Raw genomic sequence first — 22,161 nt, forward strand, 5'->3', positions numbered from 1 at the left:
CCCTTCACTCGTCACTCTCTGCGGGGCGGACCCCCGGGCCGATCAGTTCAGCCGGTCCGTCCGCCCCGTAGAACTTCTGCGTCTCCTCCACGGCCGCCTTGAAGCGCTCGTCGAAGTCGTCGCGAATGAGCGTCCGGACGACATAGTCCTGGACGCTCATTCCGCGTCTGGCGGCGTGCTGCCGGAGCCGGTCGAGCAGCTCACCGTCTATCCGCAGGCTGAGCACTGTCGATCCCATGGCAAGCAGGGTTACGGCCTCAGAGGTCGCTTCGCGTCACTTTCCGGATCTCACTCACTCATTTGGGTGATCGATTCGATACGAGTGCATCATCCGAGTGGTCCTTAGAGTAGGTAATGAGTTACTCTAATAAACATGCCTGACCTGATCCACGACGGCGAGAGTGCCGCCGCCGTGAGCTCCCTCCGCTCCGCCGTGATGCTGCTGGGCCGGCGCCTCAAGCACCAGCGCGTCGACGAGTCGCTGAGCCCCACCGAGATGTCGGTGCTCGGCACGCTCGCCCGTTGCGGTTCCGCCACCCCGGGTGAGCTGGCCCGCAGGGAGCATGTGCAGCCTCCGTCGATGACCCGCATCGTCGCGCTGCTCGAAGCCAAGGGGCTGGTCAGACTGGAACCGCACCCCGATGACCGTCGCCAGAAGATGGTCAGCCAGACCGAGCAGGCCGAAGCCATGCTCGAGGAGAGCCGCTCCAAGCGGAACGCCTGGCTGGCCACCCTCGCCGAAGGCCTGGACGAGGACGAGTGGGAGACGCTGCGCAAGGCCGCGCCCGTGCTGGAGAAGCTCGCCCACCTGTAGCGGTACGGGCGGTGGGCCGGGCGACCGCCGGCGCAGCGCCCGTACGGCCGCATCCCCGTCAGTCCGCACGCAGCCCACGCCCGAGGAGGCGAACCCTTTTGAGTACGGGATCCGGAGCAGACTCCGCCCCCGCACCGACGTCCACCCACGAGAGCAAGACCGGCGGGACCTTCTCGTCGCTGAAGATCCGCAACTACCGCCTGTTCGCCACCGGCGCCGTGATCTCCAACACCGGTACCTGGATGTCCCGCATCACGCAGGACTGGCTCGTTCTGAGCCTCACCGGGTCCGCCACCGCCGTCGGTATCACCACGGCCCTCCAGTTCCTCCCCATGCTGCTCTTCGGCCTGTACGGCGGCGTCATCGCCGACCGCCTCCCGAAGCGCAAGCTCCTCCTCGTCAGCCAGGCGGCGCTCGGGCTGTGCGGAATCGCCCTCGCGGCCCTCACGCTCTCCGGCGCCGTCCAGGTGTGGCACGTCTACCTGATCGCCTTCCTGCTGGGCATGGTCACCGTGGTGGACAACCCGGCCCGCCAGTCCTTCGTCTCCGAGATGGTCGGCCCCGCCCAGCTGCGCAATGCGGTCAGCCTGAACTCGGCGAACTTCCAGTCGGCCCGGCTGATCGGCCCCGCCGTCGCCGGCGTCCTGATCACCACGGTCGGCAGCGGCTGGGCCTTCCTGTTCAACGGGCTGTCCTTCGGCGCCCCGCTCGTCGGACTGCTCCTGATGCGCACGAGCGAACTCCACAAGGCCGTCGTGGTGCCGCGGGCCAAGGGGCAGCTGCGCGAGGGACTGCGCTATGTCTCCGGGCGCCCCGAGCTGATCTGGCCGATCGTCCTCGTCGGCTTCATCGGCACGTTCGGCTTCAACTTCCCGATCTGGCTCACCGCCTTCGCCGACGAGATCTTCCGCGGCGGGGCCGGGATGTACTCGTTCTTCAACATACTCATGGCGGCAGGCTCCCTGGCCGGCGCCCTGCTCGCCGCCCGCCGCCGCTCCTCGCGGCTGCGGATGCTGGTGGCCGCGGGCACGGCGTTCGGTCTCCTGGAGATCATCGCGTCCATGTCGCCGTCCGTCTGGCTGTTCGCGATCCTGCTGCTCCCGATCGGCATGATCGGCCTGACCACCAACATCAGCGCGAACACGAGCGTCCAGATGGCCGCCGACCCGGCCATGCGCGGCCGTGTGATGAGCCTGTACATGATGGTCTTCGCCGGGGGTACGCCGGTGGGCGCCCCCATCGTCGGCTGGCTCAGCGACACGTACGGCGTCCGTACGGCCATGGCGGTCGGCGGCACGTTCTCGATGCTCGCCGCGCTCGGTGTCGGCCTCATGCTGGCCCGCGCCGGCGGTCTGCGCCTCAAGGTCGACCTGCGACCGGGCCACCCGCACGTACGGTTCGTCCCCCGCGAGCAGCTGGCGGCGGCGGCCTGAGGGCCGTCCGTACGGAACGTGGCGGGGCCCCGACCGGGGGACACCGGTCGGGGCCGTTTCGCGTGGCAGGGGGGCGCTGACCGTCGCGGGGGAACCTGCCGGTGCGCAGGCGAGGCCGACGAGGACGTCGGCCATCTGGATCCTGCCGGTGCCCACGACGGTCGTCGTGGAGCCCTCCCCGCTGCCGTACGGGCGCGGGCAGCCCCGCACGACGGCGATACGCACGGTGACCGGAACGCTCCGGTACGGTGCGACACTCGGCACATGAGCCGCATGAGACTCTTCGTCGCCGTCCTGCCGCCGGCCTCCGCCCTCGCGGAGCTCGGCAAGGCCGTCGCCCCGCTGCACAGCCTTCCCGGCGCCGACCGCATGCGCTGGACCGGCACCGACGCATGGCACTTCACGCTCGCCTTCCTCGGCGCGGTCGACGACGCGCTGCTGCCCGATCTGCACCAGCGGCTGGAGCGAGCCGCCCGGCGCACCGAGCCGCTCCCGCTGCGCATCCACCGCGGCGGCCGGTTCGACGGCCATGTGCTGTGGGCCGGGGCCGCGGGCGACCTCGACACGCTGAGGCTCCTCGCCGAGCGTGCCGACGCCGCCGCCCGCCGCGCGGGCATCCCGATGGACGAGCACCGCCGTTACACCCCGCACCTCACCCTCGCCCGCAGTCGCACCGAGGCGGACCTGCACCCCTACGTGGATGCCCTGGACGCCTTCGAGGGCACTCCGTGGGTGGTCGGCGAGATCGCCCTCGTACGCAGCAATCTGCCGGTCGCCGGAGTGCCGGGGGAGCAGCCGCGGTACGAGGTGGTCGCCTCCTGGTCGCTGGGGCACTGAGCGGTGCGGTTACGCTCGATGGGTGGATCCGAAGACCAGAAACCGCATCATGGCCGTTGTGCTCGTACTGATGTTCGCCGTCGTTGCCGTGGCAGCCGCGGTCGGAGGCTGAGCCGCTGACCGCGGCTCCCGTCAGGCGAGCTCCAGCCCCCGCGCGGTTTCCTTCGCGAACGCCTCGGGGTTGTCCAGCATGATGTTGTGCCCGCACTCCGGGACCGCCACGACCCGCACCCCGCTCCTGACGAGCGCGTCCCCGCCGGGCAGCGGTCCGTCGGCCTCCGGCCGCAGGTAGGTGCGCGGGATCGTCAGCTCCAGCAGCAGCTCACGCATCGTCGGGGTCGTACCGCGGGCGAGGTTCATCGCGCTGCGGTGCAGTGCCTCGAGGCCCCCGAGGCGCATGGTCGCCCACCAGTGGGGCCCCACCCGGTCGCGTATCTCCCTCCACCCGCCGGCCAGGAACTCCTCCTCGGTGTAGCCGGCGATCCCGCTGGTGCCCGGCCGCGGCGGGGCCGGGGCGACGGGGTCCAGGTTGGCGTCGACCAGCACGAGCCGCGCCACCAGGTCCGGATGGCGTGCCGCGAGCACGATGGCCACCGCGCCGCCCATGCTGTGCGCGACGACGTCCGTGGCGCCGGCGCCGGCGGCCCGGAGCGCGACGGCGATCGCGTCGGCGTGCTCCTCGAGCGTGTAGCCGAACTCCGTGGGCCGGTCGCTGATGCCGAAGCCGAGCATGTCCATGAGCAGCGAGCGGTGCCCGGCGAGCAGCGGATGGACGGCGCTCGCGGTGAAGTACGGGCCGGACGAGGCCCCGAGGCCGTGCAGGAAGACCTGGGTGCGGGACGAGCCGGGGCTGCCGGGGAGCTCCACCCACCTGATGCGCGCACCGTCGGCCGTCACTTGAGCGTTCTGCATGATTCCTCCTTGCCGTGCACCGGACAAAGCCTCGGCACGACTATACATCGGTATCGATGTATAGGGTGAGGGGAAATCGGAGAGGATACGCACATGCTGGAACTGGCCATCCTGGGATTTCTGTACGAGCAGCCGCTGCACGGCTATGAGCTGAAGCGTCGGGTCGCCCACCTCACCGGACACGTCCGCCCCATCGCGGACGGGACGCTCTATCCGGCGATCAAGCGCCTGGAGCGTGCCGGCTGGCTGGAGCGCCGGACCGAGCCGGGCAGCAGGGCAGCGCCCCGCCACATGCTGACGCTGACCGACGACGGGCGCGAGGAGCTGCGGCGCCGTCTGCGCGAGGCCGACGAGGTGGACATCAGCGACGAGAACCGCTGGTTCACCGTGCTCGCCTTCCTGCGCCACCTGGCGTCCCCGGCCGAGCAGGCCGCCGTGCTGCGGCGCAGGCTCGGCTTTCTGCAGGAGCCGAGCAGTTTCTTCTACGACTCCGACGGCGTGCGCCCGCTCGGCGCCGAGGCGTTCGACGACCCGTTCCGCCAAGGGGTCCTCAAGATCGCCCGGGCGACGAGCAAGGCGGAACTGAGCTGGCTCGGGACGACGCTCGAGGAACTCGAGGCCCGCTGAGCCGCACTCCCGGACAAATGCCGAACGGGCCGTCGCCGTCCTCGCCCCCGGTACGGGGACGGGACGGCGACGGCCCGCCGGAAAGGAACTGAGAGCTCGTCAGGCCGTCCTCACCAGGCGAACGCCTCGGGAGACGGACCCGGGCCCGGGAAGATCTCGTCCAGCGACTCCAGCACCTCCGCGGAGAGTTCGAGGTCGAGAGCCCGCAGCGCCGAGTCCAGTTGCTCCTGGTTGCGCGGCCCGACGATCGGCCCCGTCACGCCGGGCCGGGTGAGCAGCCAGGCCAGGCCGACCTCGCCGGGCTCCAGGCCGTGCTTGTCGAGCAGGTCCTCGTAGGCCTGGATCTTCTCGCGCTGCGCCGAGTTCTTCAGCGCGTCCGCGCTGCGGCCGGAGGCCGAACGTCCGGCGGTGCCCTCGCGCTCCTTCTTGAGCACGCCGCCCAGCAGGCCGCCGTGCAGCGGGGACCACGGGATGACGCCGAGGCCGTAGTCCTGCGCGGCCGGGATGACCTCCATCTCGGCGCGGCGCTCGATCAGGTTGTAGATGCACTGCTCGCTCACCAGGCCCAACGACCCGCGCCGGGCGGCCAGTTCATTGGCCTGGGCGATCTTGTAGCCGGCGAAGTTCGACGAGCCCGCGTAGAGGATCTTGCCCTGCTGGACGAGGACGTCGATGGCCTGCCAGATCTCGTCGAAGGGGGTGTTCCGGTCGACGTGGTGGAACTGGTAGAGGTCGATGTAGTCCGTCTGGAGCCGCTTCAGCGACGCCTCGACGGAGCGCCGGATGTTCACGGCGGAGAGCTTGTCGTGGTTGGGCCAGGCTTCGCCGTCGGCGGCCATGTTCCCGTACATCTTGGTGGCCAGGACCACCTTGTCGCGGCGTTCGCCGCCCTTGGCGAACCAGGTGCCGATGATCTCCTCGGTGCGGCCCTTGTTCTCGCCCCAGCCGTAGACATTCGCGGTATCGAAGAAGTTCAGACCCGTGTCCAGCGCCGAGTCCATGATGGCGTGGCTGTCCACCTCATTGGTCTGCGGGCCGAAGTTCATGGTGCCGAGGACGAGGCGGCTGACCTTGAGTCCGGTGCGTCCGAGCTGCGTGTACTTCATGGACACCAAGCCAACGCCTTCGAGTCCGCTCGAAGCAAGGGTGACCCGTGAGCGCCCGCCTGCGCGAGGCGAACCGGGCCGGCACCCCCGGGACCGCCCGGCCGGTTGCCGCCCGCGGTCGATCACGGCCGGCGGTGCCTTCGCCGGCTCCCGCGCGGTGACCAACGGGGTCGAAGGGGCCCACCGTGCGGCGGGGCGTAGCGTGGCTGCCATGAGTCCGATCCCGCGGGTCCTGGCAGTACTCGACGAACTGCTCGCCACCGCCGCCCCCGAGCAGCGCGGCGCTCTGTGGCGACTGGCCGATCAGGGGCGGGACCTGGACGCCAATCTCGTACGGCTGCCGCCGGGCGCCGAGGTGGGGGAGCACCAGGAGGACGTCCTGGACGTGCTGCTCGTCGTGGTCGCGGGCACCGGGCGCGTGGTCATGGGTGAGGAGTTCCTGGAACTGGCCCCCACCACGGTCGTCCAGCTGCCCCGCACGTCCCGCCGGGCCCTCGTGGCCGGCCCGGACGGGCTGGCGTACCTCACCGTCCACCGCCGCCGTCCGGGCCTGGCCATCAAGCCCTCGGCCGAGGTCCCGGTGACGTACGAAGGCGGCGAAGGCCCCTGCATGCTGGACCGGGTCTGTCCCGACTGCGGCCGCCTCTCGGAGGATTCGGCACCGGTGTTCTGCAGCAGGTGCGGGGAGCGGTTCCCGGAGCGGTGAGCGCGCCGCGGCCCACGCGCGGCCGGCGGGTTGCTCCGGGCCGCGTTCGGTGCGGCCGCGGTGGCCGGGTGGGCGGCAAGCCGGTGCGAACCACCGCCACGGACGCGGGCGGATGCGTGCTCGGCGCGTCGCGGCAGGTCACGGCAGGTCATGGCAGGTCACCTCATCGATCGCGTAGGCAAGTCCGTTGACTGTGGCCGAACGGCCGTGCGACGGTGAGAACGCTTTCCCTCCCGCCTGCCCCGGGCCCGCGCGATCACGGGCCGACTCGAGAACTGGATGCGGATACTGTGACGCTCGGACACCCTCACTCCCATCAGGCCACCGACCGCAGTCTCACCCCGGCGCAGTTCGAGGTCTTCGAGAAGGAGTTCGCCTCTCGGCCCGCGAACCGGCTGATGCAGAACGCCGTGACCCAGACGCCCGTGGACGACATCGCTCTGGACCGGCGGATCGTGACCGCCGTCGACCACTCGGTCTCCCACCACCTGGACGACTGGAAGGTCACCAACCAGAAGCAGAGCGGACGCTGTTGGATGTTCGCCGGGCTCAACCTGCTGCGCGTCGGCGCTGCACAGAAGCTCGGCGTGAAGGACTTCGAGTTCTCCCAGAACTACCTGCTCTGGTGGGACAAGTTCGAGCGGGCGAACCACTTCCTCGAGGCCGTCATCGAGACCTCCGACCGGGACGTCGACGACCGGACGGTGGCGCACCTGCTCGGGGACCCCATCAGCGACGGCGGCCAGTGGAACATGTTCGTGGCGCTGGTCGCCAAGCACGGCCTGGTGCCGAAGTCGGCGATGCCGGAGACGAACAGCTCGTCGGCGACGGGACCGATGAACCGGGCCCTGAAGAGCCTGCTCCGCCGGGGTGCCCGGGATCTGCGCCGGGCGGCCGCCGAGGGGGCCGAGGCGCAGCGCGTGCAGAAGCGAGAGGTGCTGGCCGCCGTCCACCGCGTACTCAGCATCCACCTCGGTACACCGCCGCAGCGGTTCCTGTGGCAGTGGCGGGACAAGGACCAGGAGTTCCACCGCGCCGGCTGGATGACGCCGGCCGAGTTCGCGAAGTCGTACGTGCAGATACCCCTCGACGACTACGTCTGTATCGTCCACGACCCGCGGGAGTCGAGTCCGGTCGGCCGCACCTTCACCGTCGAGTACTTGGGCAACATCGTCGAAGCTCCGCCGGTGGTCTACCTGAACGTGGAGATGGACCTGCTGAAGCGCCTCAGCATGGACGCCATCGTCGGCGGCGAGCCGGTCTGGTTCGGCTGCGACGTGGCCCGGATGATGCGTGCGGACCTCGGGATCTGGGACGCCGATCTGTTCGACTACGAGGCCGTCTACGACACGTCGTTCGAGCTGGACAAGGCGGCACGGCTCGTCCACCACGAGACCCAGATGACGCACGCGATGCTGTTGACCGGCGTGGATGTGGTCGACGGCGCCCCGCGTCGCTGGCGGGTCGAGAACAGCTGGGGCGACGAGAAGGCCGACAAGGGCTTCTGGACCATGAACGACTCGTGGTTCGGCGAGCACGTCTTCGAGGTCGCGGTGCGGCGCTCCGCGCTGCCGCCGGAGCTGGCCGCCGCCCTCGACGAGCCGCCGATCGTCCTGCCGGCCTGGGACCCCATGGGTGCACTCGCCGACTGAGGCCCGCCCGCTCGAAGCCGCCGGCGGGGTGGGTGACGGCCCGCCCCGCCGGCGGTACGGGCACGTTCATGCCCACGGCCGCCGGCCGGCGCTGCCGTACACCCGGTTCCTCCGGCCGGACCGCGGCCCTCGCACACGGCGGCGATCACGCGGCCGATACCTCGCATACAGAGCTAAACTGGACGCATGGCGGCGGGTGATCCACCTGAGGAGCTCGCCGGACTTCTGCCCCGCATCCAGCGGCTCGCCCGGCGAAGGCTGTGGAACGGCCTGCCTGCACCCCGGCTGCGCGGCGCCCACGCAGAGCTGCTCCGGCTGGTGGCCGACGAGCCGGGCATCCGCGTCTCGGCCGCCGCGCACGACCTCTGCCTCGCGGCCAACTCCGTCAGCACCCTGGTCAACCGTCTGGTCGCGGAAGGGCTGCTGCGCCGTGAGACCGACCCCGGCGACGGGCGTGCGGCGCTGCTCCACCCGACCCCCGCGGGCGCCGAGCGGCTGCGCGAGTGGCGCGCCCGGCGCGACGCGCTCTTCCGCGAGCACGTCGCGCGGCTCGACGCGGAGGACCGGGCCGCGCTGACCGCCGCGCTCCCGCCACTGCGCAGACTCGCCGAGTCGCTGCGCGAAGGAGAGGAGCCCCCGTGACCCCCGCTCTCAGCTGCACCGGTCTGAGCTACTCCTTCGGCACCTCGAAGGCCGTCGACGGCCTCGACCTGCTGGTCCACCCCGGTGAGGTGTTCGGCCTCCTCGGGCCCAACGGTGCGGGCAAGACGACCACCATGCGTGCGATCACCACCCTGCTGCCCGTACCGGCCGGGGTCATCGAGGTATTCGGCCATGACGCCGCCCGGCAGAAGATGGCCGTACGGCGCCTGCTCGGTTACGTACCGCAGCAGCTGTCCGCCGACGCTGCTCTCACCGGCCGGGAGAACGTCTCCCTCTTCGCCCGTGTCTTCGACGTGCCCCGCCGGCAGCGCGCGGCCCGCGTCGGGCAGGCGCTGGACGCGGTCGGTCTCGGCCCGCAGGCGCACCGGCTCGCCGCCACGTACTCCGGTGGCATGGTGAGGCGACTCGAACTCGCCCAGGCCCTGGTCAGCGCGCCGCGCCTGATGATCCTGGACGAGCCGACCATCGGCCTGGACCCGATCGCGCGCGACAGCGTCTGGGACCGCATCACCGAGATCCGTACCGGCACCGGGATGACCGTGCTGGTCACCACCCACTCCATGGACGAGGCCGACCAGCGCTGCGACCGGATTGCGCTCATGCACCTCGGCAGACTCCGCGCGCTCGGCACGCCGGCCCAGCTGAAGAGCGAACTCGTCGCCCACCGCCGGAAGTCCGGTGAGACCGGCCTGCCGCCGCCGACCCTGGAGGACGTCTTCCGGTACCACTCCGGAAGCGGCCTGGGCGACCCCGGCCCCGGATCCGCCGATGAGAAGGGAGCGTTCCGAGATGTCCGCCGTACCCGTCGCACCGCACACCGCCTCGGCTGAACCGGCCTCGCCCGACCAGCGGTTCGCTCTCCTGCGGGACCCGCCGCCGCCCCGCACCGGCTGGCGCGTCGTCCCGGCGCGCGTCACCGCGATGTGCGTCGTCGAAATGCAGAAGCTGCGCCACGACCGCACCGAGATCTACACCCGCGCCGTGCAGCCCGCGCTCTGGCTGCTGATCTTCGGCGTGACGTTCTCCCGCATCCACGCGATTCCCACCGGCGGCGTCCCCTATCTCGACTTCCTGGCGCCCGGCATCATCGCCCAGTCCGCCATGTTCATCGCGATCTTCTACGGCATCATGATCATCTGGGAGCGGGACTCGGGCGTCCTCACCAAACTCATGGTCACTCCGACGCCGCGGACCGCCCTGGTGACCGGTAAGGCCTTCGCCGCCGGGGTGAAAGCCGTGATCCAGGCGGCGGTCGTCATCGTGATCGCCGCCGTGATCGGGGTCGGCATGACCTGGAACCCGCTGCGCCTGCTCGGCGTGGTCGTGGTGGTCGTCCTCGCGTCGGCGTTCTTCTCCTGCCTGTCGATGTCGATCGCCGGGATCGTTCTGACCCGCGACCGCCTGATGGGCATCGGCCAGGCCATCACCATGCCGCTGTTCTTCGCCTCCAACGCGCTCTACCCGGTCGCCGTGATGCCCGGCTGGCTCCAGGCCGTCAGCAGGGTGAACCCGCTCAGTTACGAGGTGGACGCCCTGCGCGGCCTGCTCATCGGTACGCCGGCCCACCTCGGCCTCGACCTGGCGGTCCTCGCCTTCGCCGCACTGGCCGGCATCGTCGCCGCGGGTTCCCTGCTTCCCCGACTGGCCCGCTGACCACGTCGTACGTGGGCTACGTTCTCGGCATGGCCGACACCGATCCACTGGTTCCTGTGCTTGCCGGGCTGGTCGTCGACAGTCTGTGGTTCCTCGACAGCTGCGGCGACGACGAGGTGGACCCCGACTCCGCGGTGAAGATGGCGGAGAGCCTGACCCGGGTGCTCACGCAACTGCCCTCCGAACAGCTCGACCGGTTCCTGCAGGTGCTCGGGGATCTCGCCGAAGCCGAACCGGATCCGGGGCGGCGGGAGTTCCTGGCGTCGCTCCCCTTCGCCTGCGGCCTGGTCGAGGAACCGGAGAGCTGACGCCCCCGCGCGTCGCCGCTACCGCGTGCGCGGCCGGTCGAACCAGATCGTCAGCAGCGTCGGCCCGAGCCCCACCCAGAACACCACCTGCGGGACCCCCCGGTCCGTCCACGGGACCGCGACGATCGCCACCGCGCAGAGCGTCCCCAGCACCGCCTGCGCCAGCACCAGCCGCGCCCAGAACATCCGCCGCACCAGCGACCGCACGCTCAGCCGCACCCCCGCCCGCAGCTTCCGGTACCGCCGCCACGCGCCGAACGCCCAGATCACGCCGATCAGTGCCAGCGCGTACAGCCGGGTGCCGAGCGGCAGCGGCAGCCCGGGGCCGTCCCCGTCGGACGGGAACAGATCGATCGCCCCGCCGGCCAGCACCAGACTCAGCACGGCCAGCCACCGGGTGCCGCGCAGCATCTGGAACACCGCACGGTCCAGCCCCATGCGCATCCGGTCCGAGGCCGGGTCGGCGGCGAGCGCCGACGCGTACACCTCCGCCTGCTTCTTCGGCCGCACCCCGGGCGCCCGGGCCTGTCTGTCCGCGTGTTCCTGCAGCGCCCACGCGTCGGTGGGGTCGATCCGCAGGGTCTCGCGCACCGCCAGAGCGGTGATGTCGCCCCGGCCGTTGAGCAGTGAGGCCTTCCACAGCGCGTAGTACGCCGCCGTCTCCTCCGGCCCCAGCCTGACCGCCTCCTGCGCCGCCTCCAGCACCTCGGGCCAGCGCGGCTGCCAGGCACCGAGCGCCTCGGCGAGCGCGACGTGCGACTGCCACATGAGCGGGGCGAGCCGCACCGCCTCCTGCGCCGCCGCGAGCGACTCGTCCGGCCGTGTCGTCCGGCGCATCCCGTAGGTCCGTACGATCAGCGCGTCGACGTACTCCGGGTCGATCGCCAGCGCCGCCCCGGTCGCCTCGACGACCTTGTCGTACTCCTTGACCCGCAGATGGCAGCGGGCCAGCTTCGCCCAGGCGCGGACGTCCTCGGGGTCCTGGGCCAGCCGCCTCGCCAGCAGTTCCTTCGCCTCGTCGACGCGGTCGAGCGAGAGCAGCGCGGACGCCTGCTCGGTGAGGTCCTGCCCCGTCGTGCTCACAGCTTGCGCTTCCTCTTCAGGTAGGCGAGCAACTCGTCGTACATGCCGCCCTCGTTGGCGAACATCGCCACATTGCGCGCCGAGGCGAACCACGGGTCGGTGGACGGCCGCACCTCCTTCGCCGCGGCCAGCAGGTCCTTCATGTTGATCATCCGGACCGTGCCGGTACGCGTCGAGTCGAGCAGCGCCCGCTCCGAAGCGGACTCGCAGAGATGCGCCAGGTCCGCGCCGGACAGATCCTCGGTGACCTTGACCAGCTTGCCCAGGTCGACGGATTCGATCGGCCGGTCGCGCAGGTGGTAGCGGAGGATCGCCTCGCGCGCGGGGGCGTCCGGCGGCAGCACGAGCAGGGTGCGGTCGAGGCGGCCGGGGCGGCGGAGCGCGATGTCGACGTCCCAGGGGACATTGGTCGCGGCGAGCACGAACACGCCTTCGTTCGCCCCGTCCACGCCGTCGAGTTCGGTGAGCAACTGGTTGACGGTGTTGCGCATGCCGCCGTGGTGCATACGGCTCCGCTTGGCGCCCAGCGCGTCGACCTCGTCGAGGAACAGCACGCACGGGGCCTGGCGGCGGGCTGTCTCGAAGACCTCGTGCATGTTGCGCTCGGAGTTGCCCATCCACATGTCGAGCACGTCGTTGATCGACACGGACATGAAGCTCGCCCCGAGCTCACCCGCGACGGCCCGCGCGATGAACGTCTTGCCGCAGCCGGGCGGCCCGTACATCAACAGCCCGCCGCGCAGGCTCTTTCCGTACAGCCTGCCCAGTTCGGGGTTGCGCATGGGAGCGAGGAACGCGGCTTCGAGACGGTCCTTGATCTCTTGCATGCCGCCGACGTCGGCGAGCGTGACGGAACCGGGAGTGTCGACCTCCCAGACCGCGGCGTCATCGGAGTCGCCCTGGCCGGCGACGGGGACGGGAGCCTCGGGCGTGACGAAGCGCGGCGGTACGGCGTCCTTGACCTGGTCCTCGGCGGCACGCCAGTCGAACCCCGTCGGAGCGGGGGCCGCCGGCGCCTCGGGAGCCTCGGGTGCGGGCATCCCCATCGCCCGGACCATGAGCGCTCGCGCACCGGCGTCGCCCGGCGCATGCTGCAGCGCGACGGCGGCTTCGCTGACGGCCGCGTCGCTCAGCCCCTCACCGAGCAGCAATTCGGCTAGATGGAGCCGGAGCGGTACGTCGGTGGGCGCCGCGGCAACAGCGGTACGCAGGCTCTGGATCAGGGGCGACTCATGGGACATGCCTCCACCCTATTGAGCGGTGGCATACCCCAGGAAGGCGGTCCAGGCGGCGCGGGAGAGGGCGAGAGCGGGGACGGTGACGTCCTTGGAGTCGCGGACGTGGACGGTGCGGGGGCGGGTGGCGACCTCGACGCAGTTGCCGCTCTGATCGCCGCTGTAGCTGCTCTTGAACCAGTTGAGGTCGGTGCTCATTCTTCCCCTGCCACCTCTTCGATCAGCTTCATGGACGCTTCCGGGCTGAGCGCCTGCGCCCGCAGAATCCCATACTTTCCGAACAGGTTGCCCAGGTCAGGCTGTTCGGTGATGAAGAAGCTGCCGCTTTGTCCTTCGATATAGGCGAGGCGGCTCCGTTCAGCCGTCTCCAGCAGGACGAAGGGACCGTTGAGTCCCGCGTGGCTGATCCGCTCCGGTGCCATCACTTGTATCTGTACGTTCCGCAGCTGCGCCACATCGAGGATGTGGCGCAGCTGCCTTTTGCGTGTCTGATGGCCCCCGATGGGCCGCGTGAGCGGGTGCAGCTCCAGGACGAAGCCGATGTCTGCGACCGGTCTGCGGGCGAGCAGCTCCTGCCGTTTCAAACGGGCTGCGACCCGCCCTTCGATCTCTTCATCGTCGAGAGACGGATGGTGGTTGGTGAAGACCGCGCGGGCGTACTCCTCCGTCTGAAGCAGGCCAGGGACCACATGCGTCTCGTACTCGTGCCTGGCCGACGCTTTCGCCTCTTCAGTGGCGAACGGCTCGAACCACGAGGCCAAGTGGCTGAACGTCAGCTCTGCTCCCGCCGCATTCAGTGCACCTTGTGCACCCAGCGCCTCGTCCGCCCGCGCGATGAAGTTTCCCCTCGGCGGCCGTTGCCCCCGCTCCACCATCGCCACCTGCGATTTCGAGAAGCCGATCTTCAGACCCAGGACCTCCTGCGACAGTCCCGCCTGTTCCCGGTAGAAGCGCAACAACGTCCCGAACATCTGGGCGGTGCCGCCCCCTTGGCCGCCGGAGTGCACAACCCACCTCCCAAGTGCACAACAGTGCACAGACGCCTTGTGTCCCTGGTCACGGTACGTGTGCGGCCCCACACTTTCCGTATGGAACGGAAAAGTTCACCGGACCCGGCGCCTTCGTGGGTGCCTGCGCGCGGGCATGCTCTTCGCTGTGCGGGTATCCACTTCGATGCCGTACGGATCACCGGCGTGGCCGGAGAGCAAGTCGCCAGCGAAATCGTTCGGTTCACCGGGTTCGACGCGGGTCCCATCGTGCGCTCGAGGGTGGGGGAGCAGGGCGTGTACTTCCTGTTGCCGCCGCTGTCCGCGAACGCGCACCACTGGCCGGCAGGGGCGGAAGTGATGAGCCGGGGTGGGCGGACGGCGGCGTTCGTCGGGGTGCCCGCACTGCGGGGACCGACCTGGCCGCTGGACTGGCGCTCGCTGCCGACCACCTCTACGCCGTTCGTGGATGCGGTGTTGCTGCACGGGCTGACGGTGGACGTTCTGGCGGAGGGGACGGGTGGGCGCCCTGCCGGCTCCTGACCGGATCGGCCTCCCGCTTCTTCCCTGCCGCCACCGGCCCTGTCGGCATCACGACTCCCGATGGCGAGATGTGCCGCCGAGTGGTCGCCGAACCGACTGCTCGGCGACCGGGGTGCGGTGCGTCCGGCAGGGTGGGCGCCGACGGCCCGTCCTTGGATAGGGTGCCGTCTCGTCGGTGATGTTCCACGGGGGAGACGTGAATTGATGAGTAGTCAGCACCCGGCCCGGGGGAGTTCTTCCCAGGTCTTCCAGCCGCTCGCGGCGGACGATCCGACCACCATCGGCGGATACCGGCTTGCCGCCAAGCTCGGCGCGGGCGGCATGGGCAAGGTGTATCTGTCGTACACACCCGGTGGGCGGCCCGTGGCCATCAAGGTGATCCGCCCCGAATTCGGCGAGGATGCCGAGTTCCGGCGCCGGTTCGCCCAGGAAGTGCAGTCCGCGCAGCGGGTGCAGGGGCTGTTCACCGCACCTGTCATCGACGCCGACACCGACGGGGCGCAGCCCTGGCTGGCCACCGCGTATGTGCCGGGCCCCTCGCTCGCCGACGCGGTCGTCGCCCATGGGGCGCTGCCCGTCGACACGGTGCTGCTGCTGATCGCGGGCATGGCCGAGGCTCTGCACGTCATCCACGGCGCGGGCATCGTGCACCGTGATCTCAAGCCGTCCAATGTGCTGCTCGCCGCCGACGGGCCCCGCGTCATCGATTTCGGTATCGCGTACGCCGCCGACGCGACCTCGCTCACCGGCAGCGGTGTCACCATCGGCACCCCCTCGTTCATGGCCCCCGAGCAGGCCGCCGGGCGCAGGGTGACCGCGGCCACCGACGTCTTCGCGCTCGGTCAGGTCGCGGCGTACGCGGCGACGGGGACACCGGCTTTCGGCGAGGGGACCTCGCACGGCGTGCTCTACCGGATCGTCCATGAGGAGCCGGACCTCAGCGGGGTGCCGGAGCGGCTGTCGGAGCTGGTCACCCGATGCCTCGCCAAGGATCCCGCGGACAGGCCGTCGATCGCCGAGGTCATCGGGCTCTGCCAGTCCGCGAACGCGGAGACGGTGCTGCGCCGCCCGGAGGACTGGCTGCCCGGCCCGGTCGCCGCCGACATCACCGTACGGACGGCGGCCCCCGCCCCCGTCCAGACCCCGCCGCCCCCGGCCACCGCCCCGTCCGCGGCGTACTCGCCCACGACGCCGGTGGCCCCGGCCGCCGCACCCGCGGGCTTCGGCCCGCCCGTGGCGTACCAGCCCCCTCAGCAGCAGTACCGGACACCCGCCCAGGCGCAGCCCCACGCCCACGCCCACGCGTACGCCCCGACCCAGGCCTCCGGGTACCCGCAGGCGCGCCCCATGTACCCCGGGCAGCCCGTCCCGCAGGGTCCCCGGCCGCCGAAGAGCGCGGGCAGGCGGGGAGCGGTCATCGCCCTTGCCGCCGCGCTGGTCTTCGGCGTTGCGGGGGGCGGCACCTACCTCCTGCTCAAGGACAAGGGGGAGCAGACGCAGAGCGGCGGTCCGGTGCAGGACGGGCAGGACAAGCAGGGCACGCCGGAGAGCCAGGAGAGCGGCGGCGGTGAGACGGCCGCATCCACGCCGTCCGTCAAGCCCGCGCCGAAGCCCATCGTCGGCAAGGGCATCAACCTCACGGCCGGCTATCACCTGACGCTCGGTGACGACAGCCTCCGGCCCGAGAAGGGCGAGGACGGTGGGTACGAACTCTCCTACGACACGGGCGGATACCTCGACGCGGAGAGCGAGGGCGGCAACCTGGTGCTGCTCGATCCGGCGCAGGAGGGATCGCTCGACACCTGCCTCCAGGAGACCCGCTTCGCCGCGAACATCTATGTGAACACGCTCTCGAAGGGGCGGCAGATCTGCGTCATCACGGGGACGGGGCACATGGGACTCGTGACCGTGCAGGGTTTCTCGGACCAGGACTCACCCAGTACGTACATGACTCTGGACCTCACCGTCTGGCGCAACGCCGTCACCTCCCGCTCGGGCGGCTGAGCCGGCGCCCCTCCGGCCGGCCATGTGCCGGCCGGCGCCGGAGGCGGCGTCAACGCTCCGTCGTGTCACGGGAAAGGCCGGCCTGCGGTGACAGCGGTCCGGCCGGTGAACGCAGTTGCGCCGACGAGTTCCTCGCCCACCACGGCCGGCGCCCGCGCCGGGTCACGCCCGACTGGCTGACGGAGGAGCTGACCCAGCTCTCCCTGACCATGCTCGGAACGCCGTGAGCGCTGAGGTTCCGGCGGATTTCACGCCGGCCGCGGCGTCGTCAGACCAGGAGTGCGCGACCCCCGGCGTAGGGGCCTCCCACGCCCCACGCCTGGTGCATCGCGTCGGCGAACGTCGCGGCCAGTTTCTGTTCGCCCGTGGGGCCCGGGTGCGTACCGTCGTACGTGTCCGCGTGGATGTCGTACGCGGCGGGGCGCGACGCCAGCAGGATCGGGGACGTCGGCTCGTCGAGATCGGCGACGGCCTTCGCGAGCAGCTCGTTGAAACGGTCGCACTCGGCGGCGAACGGGGCGTCGGACTCGGCCCGGACGTTCGGTATCACCGGCAGGAGCACGGCCCGGACATGCGGGTTGGCGGTGCGGGCGGCCGTGAGGAACGCGCGGACGTTCTCGGCCGTCTGCCCGCTGTCGGTGTAGAAGCCGAGGTCTATCAGGCCGAGCGAGACGAGCAGCACGTCGGCACGGGCCGCAGCGACCGTGTCCGCGATCACGGGGGCCATGTGCAGCCACCCCTCGCCCCAGCCCGCCAGATGGCGGCGGGCCTCCGCGGGGAACTCCGGATCGCCGTACGCGTACGAGACCGGGGTGTTCGTCACGGTGTCGTACAGCTCGGTGCGCGGGCCGACGATCTCGTACGGGCCGTCGAAGGCCGCCTCGAGGTGCTGCCACATCCGATAGCGCCAGGTGAAGTCGCCGGCGCGCCCGATGGTCATGGAATCGCCGACGAACATGAAACGCATGCGGTCATCATGGCGGATCATCACGGCGGGCTGCGACGTGACGATGGACACTTGGCCCATGCGTTCGTATCTGACTGTCTCCGGCGCCGCCGCGCTGCTCGTCCTCGCCGGGGTGACCGCGACCCCGGCCACGGCCGACGACGGAGCTGCCGACCGCAGCTTCACGATCGAGGACCCCCGCATCACCGAGTCCAGCGGCCTCGCCGCCAGCCGCGCCCACCCGGGCGTCTACTGGACGCACAACGACAGCGAGGACGGCCCGTACGTCTACGCCGTCGACTCCCGGACCGGGAAGACCGTCGCGACGATCACCATGCGCGGGGTCGGCGCACCGCGCGACGTGGAGGCCATCTCGCTCGGGCCCGACGGCAACCTGTATGTCGGCGACATCGGCGACAACCTGAACGGCAGCTGGGACCACGTCTGGATCTACCGGTTCCCCGAACCGAAGGTGCTGAAGGACGCGACGGTCCGCGCGACCCAGTTCGACGTGAAGTACGCCGACGGCGCGCGCAACGCCGAGGCGCTGATGGTCCACCCGAAGACCGGCCGGGTCTACATCGCCTCGAAGAACGAGAACGGCGGCGGGCTGTACGAAGGGCCCGCGCAGCTCACCACCGGCGGGACCAATGTGTTCCGGCGGGTCGGGGAGGTGCCGTGGGTGACGGACGGGGCGTTCTCGCCCGACGGCAGGGAACTGGTGCTGCGGTCCTACTTCAGCGCCCGTGGCTACGCGTTCGAGAACGGGCGGCTCGGCGCCGACCACCGGGTCGACGCGCCGTTGCAGGGACAGGCTGAATCGGTGACGTACACCGCGGACGGCTCGGCGCTGATGTTCGGCTCGGAGGGCGCACGGAGCGACGTGGTGCGCGTGGACATCGGGGGCGGGAGCGGCGGCGGTGACGCCAAGGCACCGTCGAAGGACGGCGGCGGCGCGTCGTCGCCCGCGGGCGACGGGGGCGGGGGCGGCACCCCGGTGAAGGGCAGCACGCTGGTCGGGGCGATCGTGCTCGCCGCCGTGGGTGTACTCGTCCTCGCGAACCGGCGTCGCAACCGTGGCTGAGCTGCCGCGCCCGGCAGGCGGCCCGGCGGTCCGCAGGCAGGGGCGGGCGGCCATGACGAACCACGGGCCGGAGGCGTTCTCCACCGAGCGGCTCGACGCACTGCCGCTGCGCGCCGTGCACGCCGACGAGATGGCCGCGGTCCTCGCCGATCCGGCCCTGCACAGGTTCACGGGCGGCGCCCCGGAGACCCCGGACGCCCTCAGGGCCCGCTACACCCGCTGGGAGTCCGGCTCTCCCGACCCTGCGGAACGCTGGTGGAACTGGGTGCTCCGGGTACGCGCCGACGGCCGCCTGGCGGGCTGGGTCCAGGCCACGGTGGCAGGCCCGCAGGCCGAGGTCGCCTGGGTCGTCGGTACCGAGTGGCAGGGCATGGGCCACGCCAAGGAGGCGGCGGCGGGGCTGGTGGCACACCTGCTGGCCGGGGGCACGGTCCGTACGGTCGTCGCGCACATCCACCCCGGCCACGCCGCATCCGCCGCGGTGGCCGCGGCGGCGGGACTCGTCCCCACCGACACATGGGAGGACGGGGAGCGGCGGTGGCACCGCACGGACGCCGCTTCCGGTGCCGGGCGGTGACGACGTGCACGGACGGGCCCGTTGTCAGTGGTGGTTGCGAGGATGGCCGGACCGCAGAGGGAGGGGCACCATGGGCACCTGGGACATCGGTCATTTCGACAATGACACCGCAGCGGACTTCTCGGGGGATCTCGACGACGCCCCGCAGAACGAGCGGGCCGAGCTGATCCGGGACGCGCTGACGGCCGTCGTCGGGACCACGGCGTACCTGGACTCCGACGACGGCGTCGTGGCCGTGGCGGCGGCCGCTCTGGTGGCCGCGCAGTGCCCGGGCGGGGAGCCCGTGACGACCGTGTACGGACCGGACGAGCAGCTCCCCGAACTGCCCGTGGAGCTGCGGGGCCTCGCGGTCCGGGCCCTCGACCGGGTGGCGGCCGAGCCGTCCGAGCTGGTGGAGCTGTGGAGCGAGAGCGGGCACGGGGCGCCGTGGGCGGAGGGGATCGGCCGGCTCCGGGCGGTCCTGGCGGAGGCGGCGGGGTGAGGAACGCACGAGGGGCTTCGGTACGGATCCGTACCGAAGCCCCTCGTGGACGTACAGCTGCTCGTTACAGCTTCTCGATCACGTAGTCGATGCAGGCCGTCAGGGCCAGCACGTCCGCCGGGTCGATCGCCGGGAACATCGCGACACGCAGCTGGTTGCGGCCGAGCTTGCGGTACGGCTCGGTGTCGACGATGCCGTTGGCGCGCAGCACCTTGGCGACCGCGGCGGCGTCGATCTCGTCCGCGAAGTCGATCGTGCCGATGACGGCCGAGCGCTTCTCCGGGTCGGTGACGAAGGGGGCCGCGTACTTCGACTCCTCGGCCCAGCCGTACAGGTTCTGCGCCGACGCGGCGCTGCGGCCGGTCGAGAAGTCCAGGCCGCCCTGGCTGTTGATCCAGGTCAGCTGCTCGTTCAGGAGGAACAGCGTGGCCAGGGCCGGGGTGTTGTACGTCTGGTTCTTCAGCGAGTTGTCGATCGCCGTCGGCAGCGAGAAGAACTCCGGGATGTGCCGGCCGGAGGCGTGGATCCGCGCGGCGCGCTCCAGGGCCGCCGGGGAGAAGGCGGCGATCCACAGGCCGCCGTCGGCGGCGAAGACCTTCTGCGGGCCGAAGTAGTAGACGTCCGTCTCGGCGACGTCGACCGGCAGACCGCCCGCGCCGGAGGTGGCGTCCACCAGGATCAGCGAGCCCTCGTCGGCGCCCGCGACGCGCTTGATCGGCATGGCGACACCGGTCGACGTCTCGTTGTGCGTGAACGCGTAGACGTCGACGCCCGCCTCCGCCTGCGGCTCCGGGTGGCTGCCCGGGTCGGAGGAGATGACGCTCGGGTCGGCGAGCCACGGGGCCAGCTTCGCGGCCTTCGTGAACTTCGACGAGAACTCACCGAAGTTGAGGTGCTGGGACTTCGTCTCGATCAGGCCGTGCGTCGCGATGTCCCAGAAGGCGGTCGAGCCGCCGTTGCCCAGGATCACCTCGTAGCCCTCGGGGAGGGAGAAGAGGTCGCGCACACCCTGACGCACCGAGCCGACCAGGTTCTTGACCGGGGCCTGGCGGTGGGACGTACCGAGAAGAGACGTTCCGGTGGCGGCCAGCGCGTCGAGCGCCTCCGTCCGCACCTTGGAAGGACCGGCGCCGAAGCGTCCGTCGGAGGGCTTGATGTCAGCGGGAATCTGGATATCGGCCACGAACCGGAGCGTAGTGCCTCGTGGACACGGCCGAGGCCCGTGTCCGTCCGATGAGACGCCCGATCCGGCTCGTGGAGCACCTCGGACGGCGGATCAGCCCAGCTCGACCGGCAGGTCGTGCAGGTCGTTCTGGGTGACGATCGGCTTGTTCCGCAGCTCGGAGGCCGGGACGGCGAGTTCCAGATCCGGGAACCGCTCGTACAGCGCGGGCAGCGCCACCCCCGCCTCGAGCCGCGACAGAGCCGCACCCGGGCACACATGCGGCCCGTGGCCGAACGCGATGTGGCGGTTGGGGGAGCGGGTGACGTCGAAGTCACCGGCGGTCGGCCCGTACTGTGCCTCGTCGCGGCCCAGCGCACCGAAGGAGACGATCAGCGCCTCGCCCTTCGGCAGCACCTTGTCGCCGACCTCGACGTCCTCCGTGGCGAACCGGATCAGCACGTGCGAGGTCGGCGTGTTCCAGCGCAGGGTCTCCTCGATCACGTTCTCCCACGGCACCTCCCCGCCGAGCACCCGCTTGCGCTGCTCGGGGTGGGACTGGAGGGCCACGACCGCGTTCACGATCAGACTGATCGTCGTCTCGTGACCGGCCGCGACGATCAGCTGGAGGGTGTTGACGATCTCCTCGTCGGTGAGGTGGTCGCCGTCCTCGGACGCCGCGATCAGGGCGCTCGTCAGATCGTCGCCCGGGTTCTCGCGCTTGGCGTCGACGATCCTCGTGAAGAGGGCGCCGAGGTCCGCCATCATCTGCGGGACCTCCTCCGGCGGCGTCTGCGTCGAGAAGAACTTCTCGAAGAGCTCCTTCAGCCGCGGGTGGTCGGCGCCGTCCACGCCCATCAGCTCGCTGATCACGTTCATCGGCAGCGGGTACGCGAACTCCGCCTTGAGGTCGACCTGCTCGCCCCGGGGCAGTGCCGACAGCCGGTCCAGGCTCGCCGTCGTCAGCGCCTCGATGCCGGCCCGCAGCCGCTCCACCCGCTTCACGGTCAGCGCCTGTGCGACCAGGGTGCGCAGCCGGCGGTGGTCCGTGCCGTCGACCGTCAGCATGGAGCGGCCCGGGTTGGCGAGGCCGATCAGCGGCCAGTCCATCGGTATCTCGCCGCGCTGCCAGGCGCTCCAGACGTTGATGTCCTTGACCACCCGGCTGTCGGTGAGCAGTTGCCGAGCCTCGGCGTGGTGGGTGACCGCATAGCAGTGCACCCCGCCCGGCAGCTCCACCTCGGCGAGCGGGCCGGCCGCGCGCAGCCGGGCGCTCTCGCCGTCGAGATCGGTGACGAAGGGGTCGAGGGCGATGCGGGTCATCTCTGGCCTCCTGCAGGTGGGGGGAG

26 protein-coding genes are annotated in these 22,161 nt (G+C 70.9%); 16 read left to right on the top strand and 10 right to left on the bottom strand.

The features are described from left to right. Positions 1 to 4 precede the first annotated feature (4 nt). Positions 5 to 238 (bottom strand): hypothetical protein, encoded by a 234-nt coding sequence (locus LRD69_RS18380; RefSeq protein ID WP_277327666.1) that lies wholly within the window; start codon positions 236 to 238, stop codon positions 5 to 7. 135 nt (positions 239 to 373) lie between these two features. Here LRD69_RS18380 and LRD69_RS18385 point away from each other — a divergent pair, with 135 nt between their 5' ends. From LRD69_RS18385 to thpR, 3 genes are all read left to right on the top strand, one after another. Continuing rightward, positions 374 to 814, top strand: coding sequence for a MarR family transcriptional regulator (locus LRD69_RS18385; RefSeq protein WP_277327667.1), 441 nt, complete (start codon positions 374 to 376; stop codon positions 812 to 814). A gap of 98 nt (positions 815 to 912) precedes the next feature. Continuing rightward, positions 913 to 2,247 carry an MFS transporter gene (locus LRD69_RS18390; RefSeq protein ID WP_277327668.1) on the top strand — a complete coding sequence of 445 codons (1,335 nt, stop codon included), beginning with the start codon at positions 913 to 915 and terminating at the stop codon, positions 2,245 to 2,247. A gap of 273 nt (positions 2,248 to 2,520) precedes the next feature. Continuing rightward, the gene (gene thpR, locus LRD69_RS18395) at positions 2,521 to 3,084 is read left to right on the top strand and encodes an RNA 2',3'-cyclic phosphodiesterase (protein ID WP_277329780.1); all 564 of its coding nucleotides are present in this window, start codon (positions 2,521 to 2,523) and stop codon (positions 3,082 to 3,084) included. A gap of 132 nt (positions 3,085 to 3,216) precedes the next feature. On the opposite strand, the gene LRD69_RS18400 is transcribed toward thpR, so the two are convergent. Next, positions 3,217 to 3,996: an alpha/beta hydrolase gene (locus tag LRD69_RS18400; protein ID WP_277327669.1), complete on the bottom strand. Its 780-nt coding sequence runs from the start codon at positions 3,994 to 3,996 to the stop codon at positions 3,217 to 3,219. Positions 3,997 to 4,089: 93 nt separating this feature from the next. Between LRD69_RS18400 and LRD69_RS18405 the strand changes: the two genes are divergently transcribed. After that, a complete protein-coding gene (locus LRD69_RS18405; protein WP_277327670.1) occupies positions 4,090 to 4,623 on the top strand; it encodes a PadR family transcriptional regulator in 534 nt (177 codons plus the stop codon). A 110-nt stretch (positions 4,624 to 4,733) separates the two neighbouring features. Here the strand turns inward: LRD69_RS18405 and LRD69_RS18410 are convergent, their stop codons facing one another. Continuing rightward, a complete protein-coding gene (locus LRD69_RS18410; RefSeq protein ID WP_277327671.1) occupies positions 4,734 to 5,729 on the bottom strand; it encodes an aldo/keto reductase in 996 nt (331 codons plus the stop codon). A 211-nt stretch (positions 5,730 to 5,940) separates the two neighbouring features. On the opposite strand from LRD69_RS18410, the gene LRD69_RS18415 reads away from it, so the two are divergent. The 6 genes from LRD69_RS18415 (at position 5,941) to LRD69_RS18440 (ending at position 10,711) form a co-directional block, all read left to right on the top strand. Next, positions 5,941 to 6,435 (top strand): hypothetical protein, encoded by a 495-nt coding sequence (locus LRD69_RS18415; protein ID WP_277327672.1) that lies wholly within the window; start codon positions 5,941 to 5,943, stop codon positions 6,433 to 6,435. A gap of 290 nt (positions 6,436 to 6,725) precedes the next feature. Beyond that, positions 6,726 to 8,087 carry a C1 family peptidase gene (locus tag LRD69_RS18420; protein ID WP_277327673.1) on the top strand — a complete coding sequence of 454 codons (1,362 nt, stop codon included), beginning with the start codon at positions 6,726 to 6,728 and terminating at the stop codon, positions 8,085 to 8,087. 186 nt (positions 8,088 to 8,273) lie between these two features. Beyond that, positions 8,274 to 8,729: a MarR family transcriptional regulator gene (locus LRD69_RS18425; RefSeq protein ID WP_277327675.1), complete on the top strand. Its 456-nt coding sequence runs from the start codon at positions 8,274 to 8,276 to the stop codon at positions 8,727 to 8,729. Then, positions 8,726 to 9,580: an ATP-binding cassette domain-containing protein gene (locus LRD69_RS18430; protein WP_277327676.1), complete on the top strand. Its 855-nt coding sequence runs from the start codon at positions 8,726 to 8,728 to the stop codon at positions 9,578 to 9,580. The genes LRD69_RS18425 and LRD69_RS18430 overlap by 4 nt, the downstream gene beginning before the upstream one ends. Further along, the gene (locus tag LRD69_RS18435) at positions 9,540 to 10,403 is read left to right on the top strand and encodes an ABC transporter permease (protein ID WP_277327677.1); all 864 of its coding nucleotides are present in this window, start codon (positions 9,540 to 9,542) and stop codon (positions 10,401 to 10,403) included. Before LRD69_RS18430 ends, LRD69_RS18435 begins: the two co-directional genes overlap by 41 nt. Before the next feature lie 29 nt (positions 10,404 to 10,432). After that, positions 10,433 to 10,711, top strand: coding sequence for a hypothetical protein (locus LRD69_RS18440; protein ID WP_277327678.1), 279 nt, complete (start codon positions 10,433 to 10,435; stop codon positions 10,709 to 10,711). An 18-nt stretch (positions 10,712 to 10,729) separates the two neighbouring features. On the opposite strand, the gene LRD69_RS18445 is transcribed toward LRD69_RS18440, so the two are convergent. From LRD69_RS18445 to LRD69_RS18460, 4 genes are read right to left on the bottom strand one after another with little or no spacing between them, the layout of a single operon-like run. Beyond that, the gene (locus LRD69_RS18445; protein WP_277327679.1) at positions 10,730 to 11,794 is read right to left on the bottom strand and encodes a tetratricopeptide repeat protein; all 1,065 of its coding nucleotides are present in this window, start codon (positions 11,792 to 11,794) and stop codon (positions 10,730 to 10,732) included. Further along, positions 11,791 to 13,035, bottom strand: coding sequence for an ATP-binding protein (locus LRD69_RS18450; protein WP_277327680.1), 1,245 nt, complete (start codon positions 13,033 to 13,035; stop codon positions 11,791 to 11,793). Before LRD69_RS18450 ends, LRD69_RS18445 begins: the two co-directional genes overlap by 4 nt. A gap of 9 nt (positions 13,036 to 13,044) precedes the next feature. Then, positions 13,045 to 13,227, bottom strand: coding sequence for a DUF397 domain-containing protein (locus tag LRD69_RS18455; protein ID WP_277327681.1), 183 nt, complete (start codon positions 13,225 to 13,227; stop codon positions 13,045 to 13,047). Beyond that, the gene (locus LRD69_RS18460; RefSeq protein WP_277327682.1) at positions 13,224 to 14,000 is read right to left on the bottom strand and encodes a helix-turn-helix transcriptional regulator; all 777 of its coding nucleotides are present in this window, start codon (positions 13,998 to 14,000) and stop codon (positions 13,224 to 13,226) included. The genes LRD69_RS18455 and LRD69_RS18460 overlap by 4 nt, the downstream gene beginning before the upstream one ends. Positions 14,001 to 14,117: 117 nt before the next feature. Here LRD69_RS18460 and LRD69_RS18465 point away from each other — a divergent pair, with 117 nt between their 5' ends. From LRD69_RS18465 to LRD69_RS18475, 3 genes are all read left to right on the top strand, one after another. After that, positions 14,118 to 14,558 (top strand): hypothetical protein, encoded by a 441-nt coding sequence (locus tag LRD69_RS18465; protein WP_277327683.1) that lies wholly within the window; start codon positions 14,118 to 14,120, stop codon positions 14,556 to 14,558. Positions 14,559 to 14,762: 204 nt separating this feature from the next. Next, on the top strand, positions 14,763 to 16,562 hold the full coding sequence (locus LRD69_RS18470; RefSeq protein WP_277327684.1) for a serine/threonine-protein kinase: 1,800 nt from the start codon (positions 14,763 to 14,765) through the stop codon (positions 16,560 to 16,562). 62 nt (positions 16,563 to 16,624) lie between these two features. Then, entirely contained in the window at positions 16,625 to 16,789 is a 165-nt protein-coding gene (locus LRD69_RS18475; protein ID WP_277327685.1) for a hypothetical protein, read from the top strand. Positions 16,790 to 16,830: 41 nt separating this feature from the next. On the opposite strand, the gene LRD69_RS18480 is transcribed toward LRD69_RS18475, so the two are convergent. Then, positions 16,831 to 17,529, bottom strand: coding sequence for a GDSL-type esterase/lipase family protein (locus tag LRD69_RS18480; RefSeq protein WP_277327686.1), 699 nt, complete (start codon positions 17,527 to 17,529; stop codon positions 16,831 to 16,833). Between the two features lie 58 nt (positions 17,530 to 17,587). Between LRD69_RS18480 and LRD69_RS18485 the strand changes: the two genes are divergently transcribed. The 3 genes from LRD69_RS18485 (at position 17,588) to LRD69_RS18495 (ending at position 19,650) form a co-directional block, all read left to right on the top strand. Further along, positions 17,588 to 18,592 (top strand): WD40 repeat domain-containing protein, encoded by a 1,005-nt coding sequence (locus LRD69_RS18485; RefSeq protein WP_277327687.1) that lies wholly within the window; start codon positions 17,588 to 17,590, stop codon positions 18,590 to 18,592. A 52-nt stretch (positions 18,593 to 18,644) separates the two neighbouring features. Further along, positions 18,645 to 19,169 carry a GNAT family N-acetyltransferase gene (locus tag LRD69_RS18490; protein WP_277327688.1) on the top strand — a complete coding sequence of 175 codons (525 nt, stop codon included), beginning with the start codon at positions 18,645 to 18,647 and terminating at the stop codon, positions 19,167 to 19,169. A 70-nt stretch (positions 19,170 to 19,239) separates the two neighbouring features. After that, positions 19,240 to 19,650, top strand: a complete 411-nt coding sequence (locus tag LRD69_RS18495; protein ID WP_277327689.1) for a DUF4259 domain-containing protein — start codon at positions 19,240 to 19,242, stop codon at positions 19,648 to 19,650. A gap of 64 nt (positions 19,651 to 19,714) precedes the next feature. Here LRD69_RS18495 and serC read toward each other — a convergent pair whose 3' ends face one another. Together serC and LRD69_RS18505 are read right to left on the bottom strand one after the other, a co-directional pair. Next, positions 19,715 to 20,833, bottom strand: a complete 1,119-nt coding sequence (serC, locus tag LRD69_RS18500) for a phosphoserine transaminase (protein WP_277327690.1) — start codon at positions 20,831 to 20,833, stop codon at positions 19,715 to 19,717. 93 nt (positions 20,834 to 20,926) lie between these two features. After that, positions 20,927 to 22,135, bottom strand: a complete 1,209-nt coding sequence (locus LRD69_RS18505) for a cytochrome P450 (protein WP_277327691.1) — start codon at positions 22,133 to 22,135, stop codon at positions 20,927 to 20,929. Between the last annotated feature and the right edge of the window lie 26 nt (positions 22,136 to 22,161).

It is taken from the genome of Streptomyces sp. JH14 (assembly GCF_029428675.1).
Classification (GTDB): Bacteria; Actinomycetota; Actinomycetes; order Streptomycetales; family Streptomycetaceae; genus Streptomyces.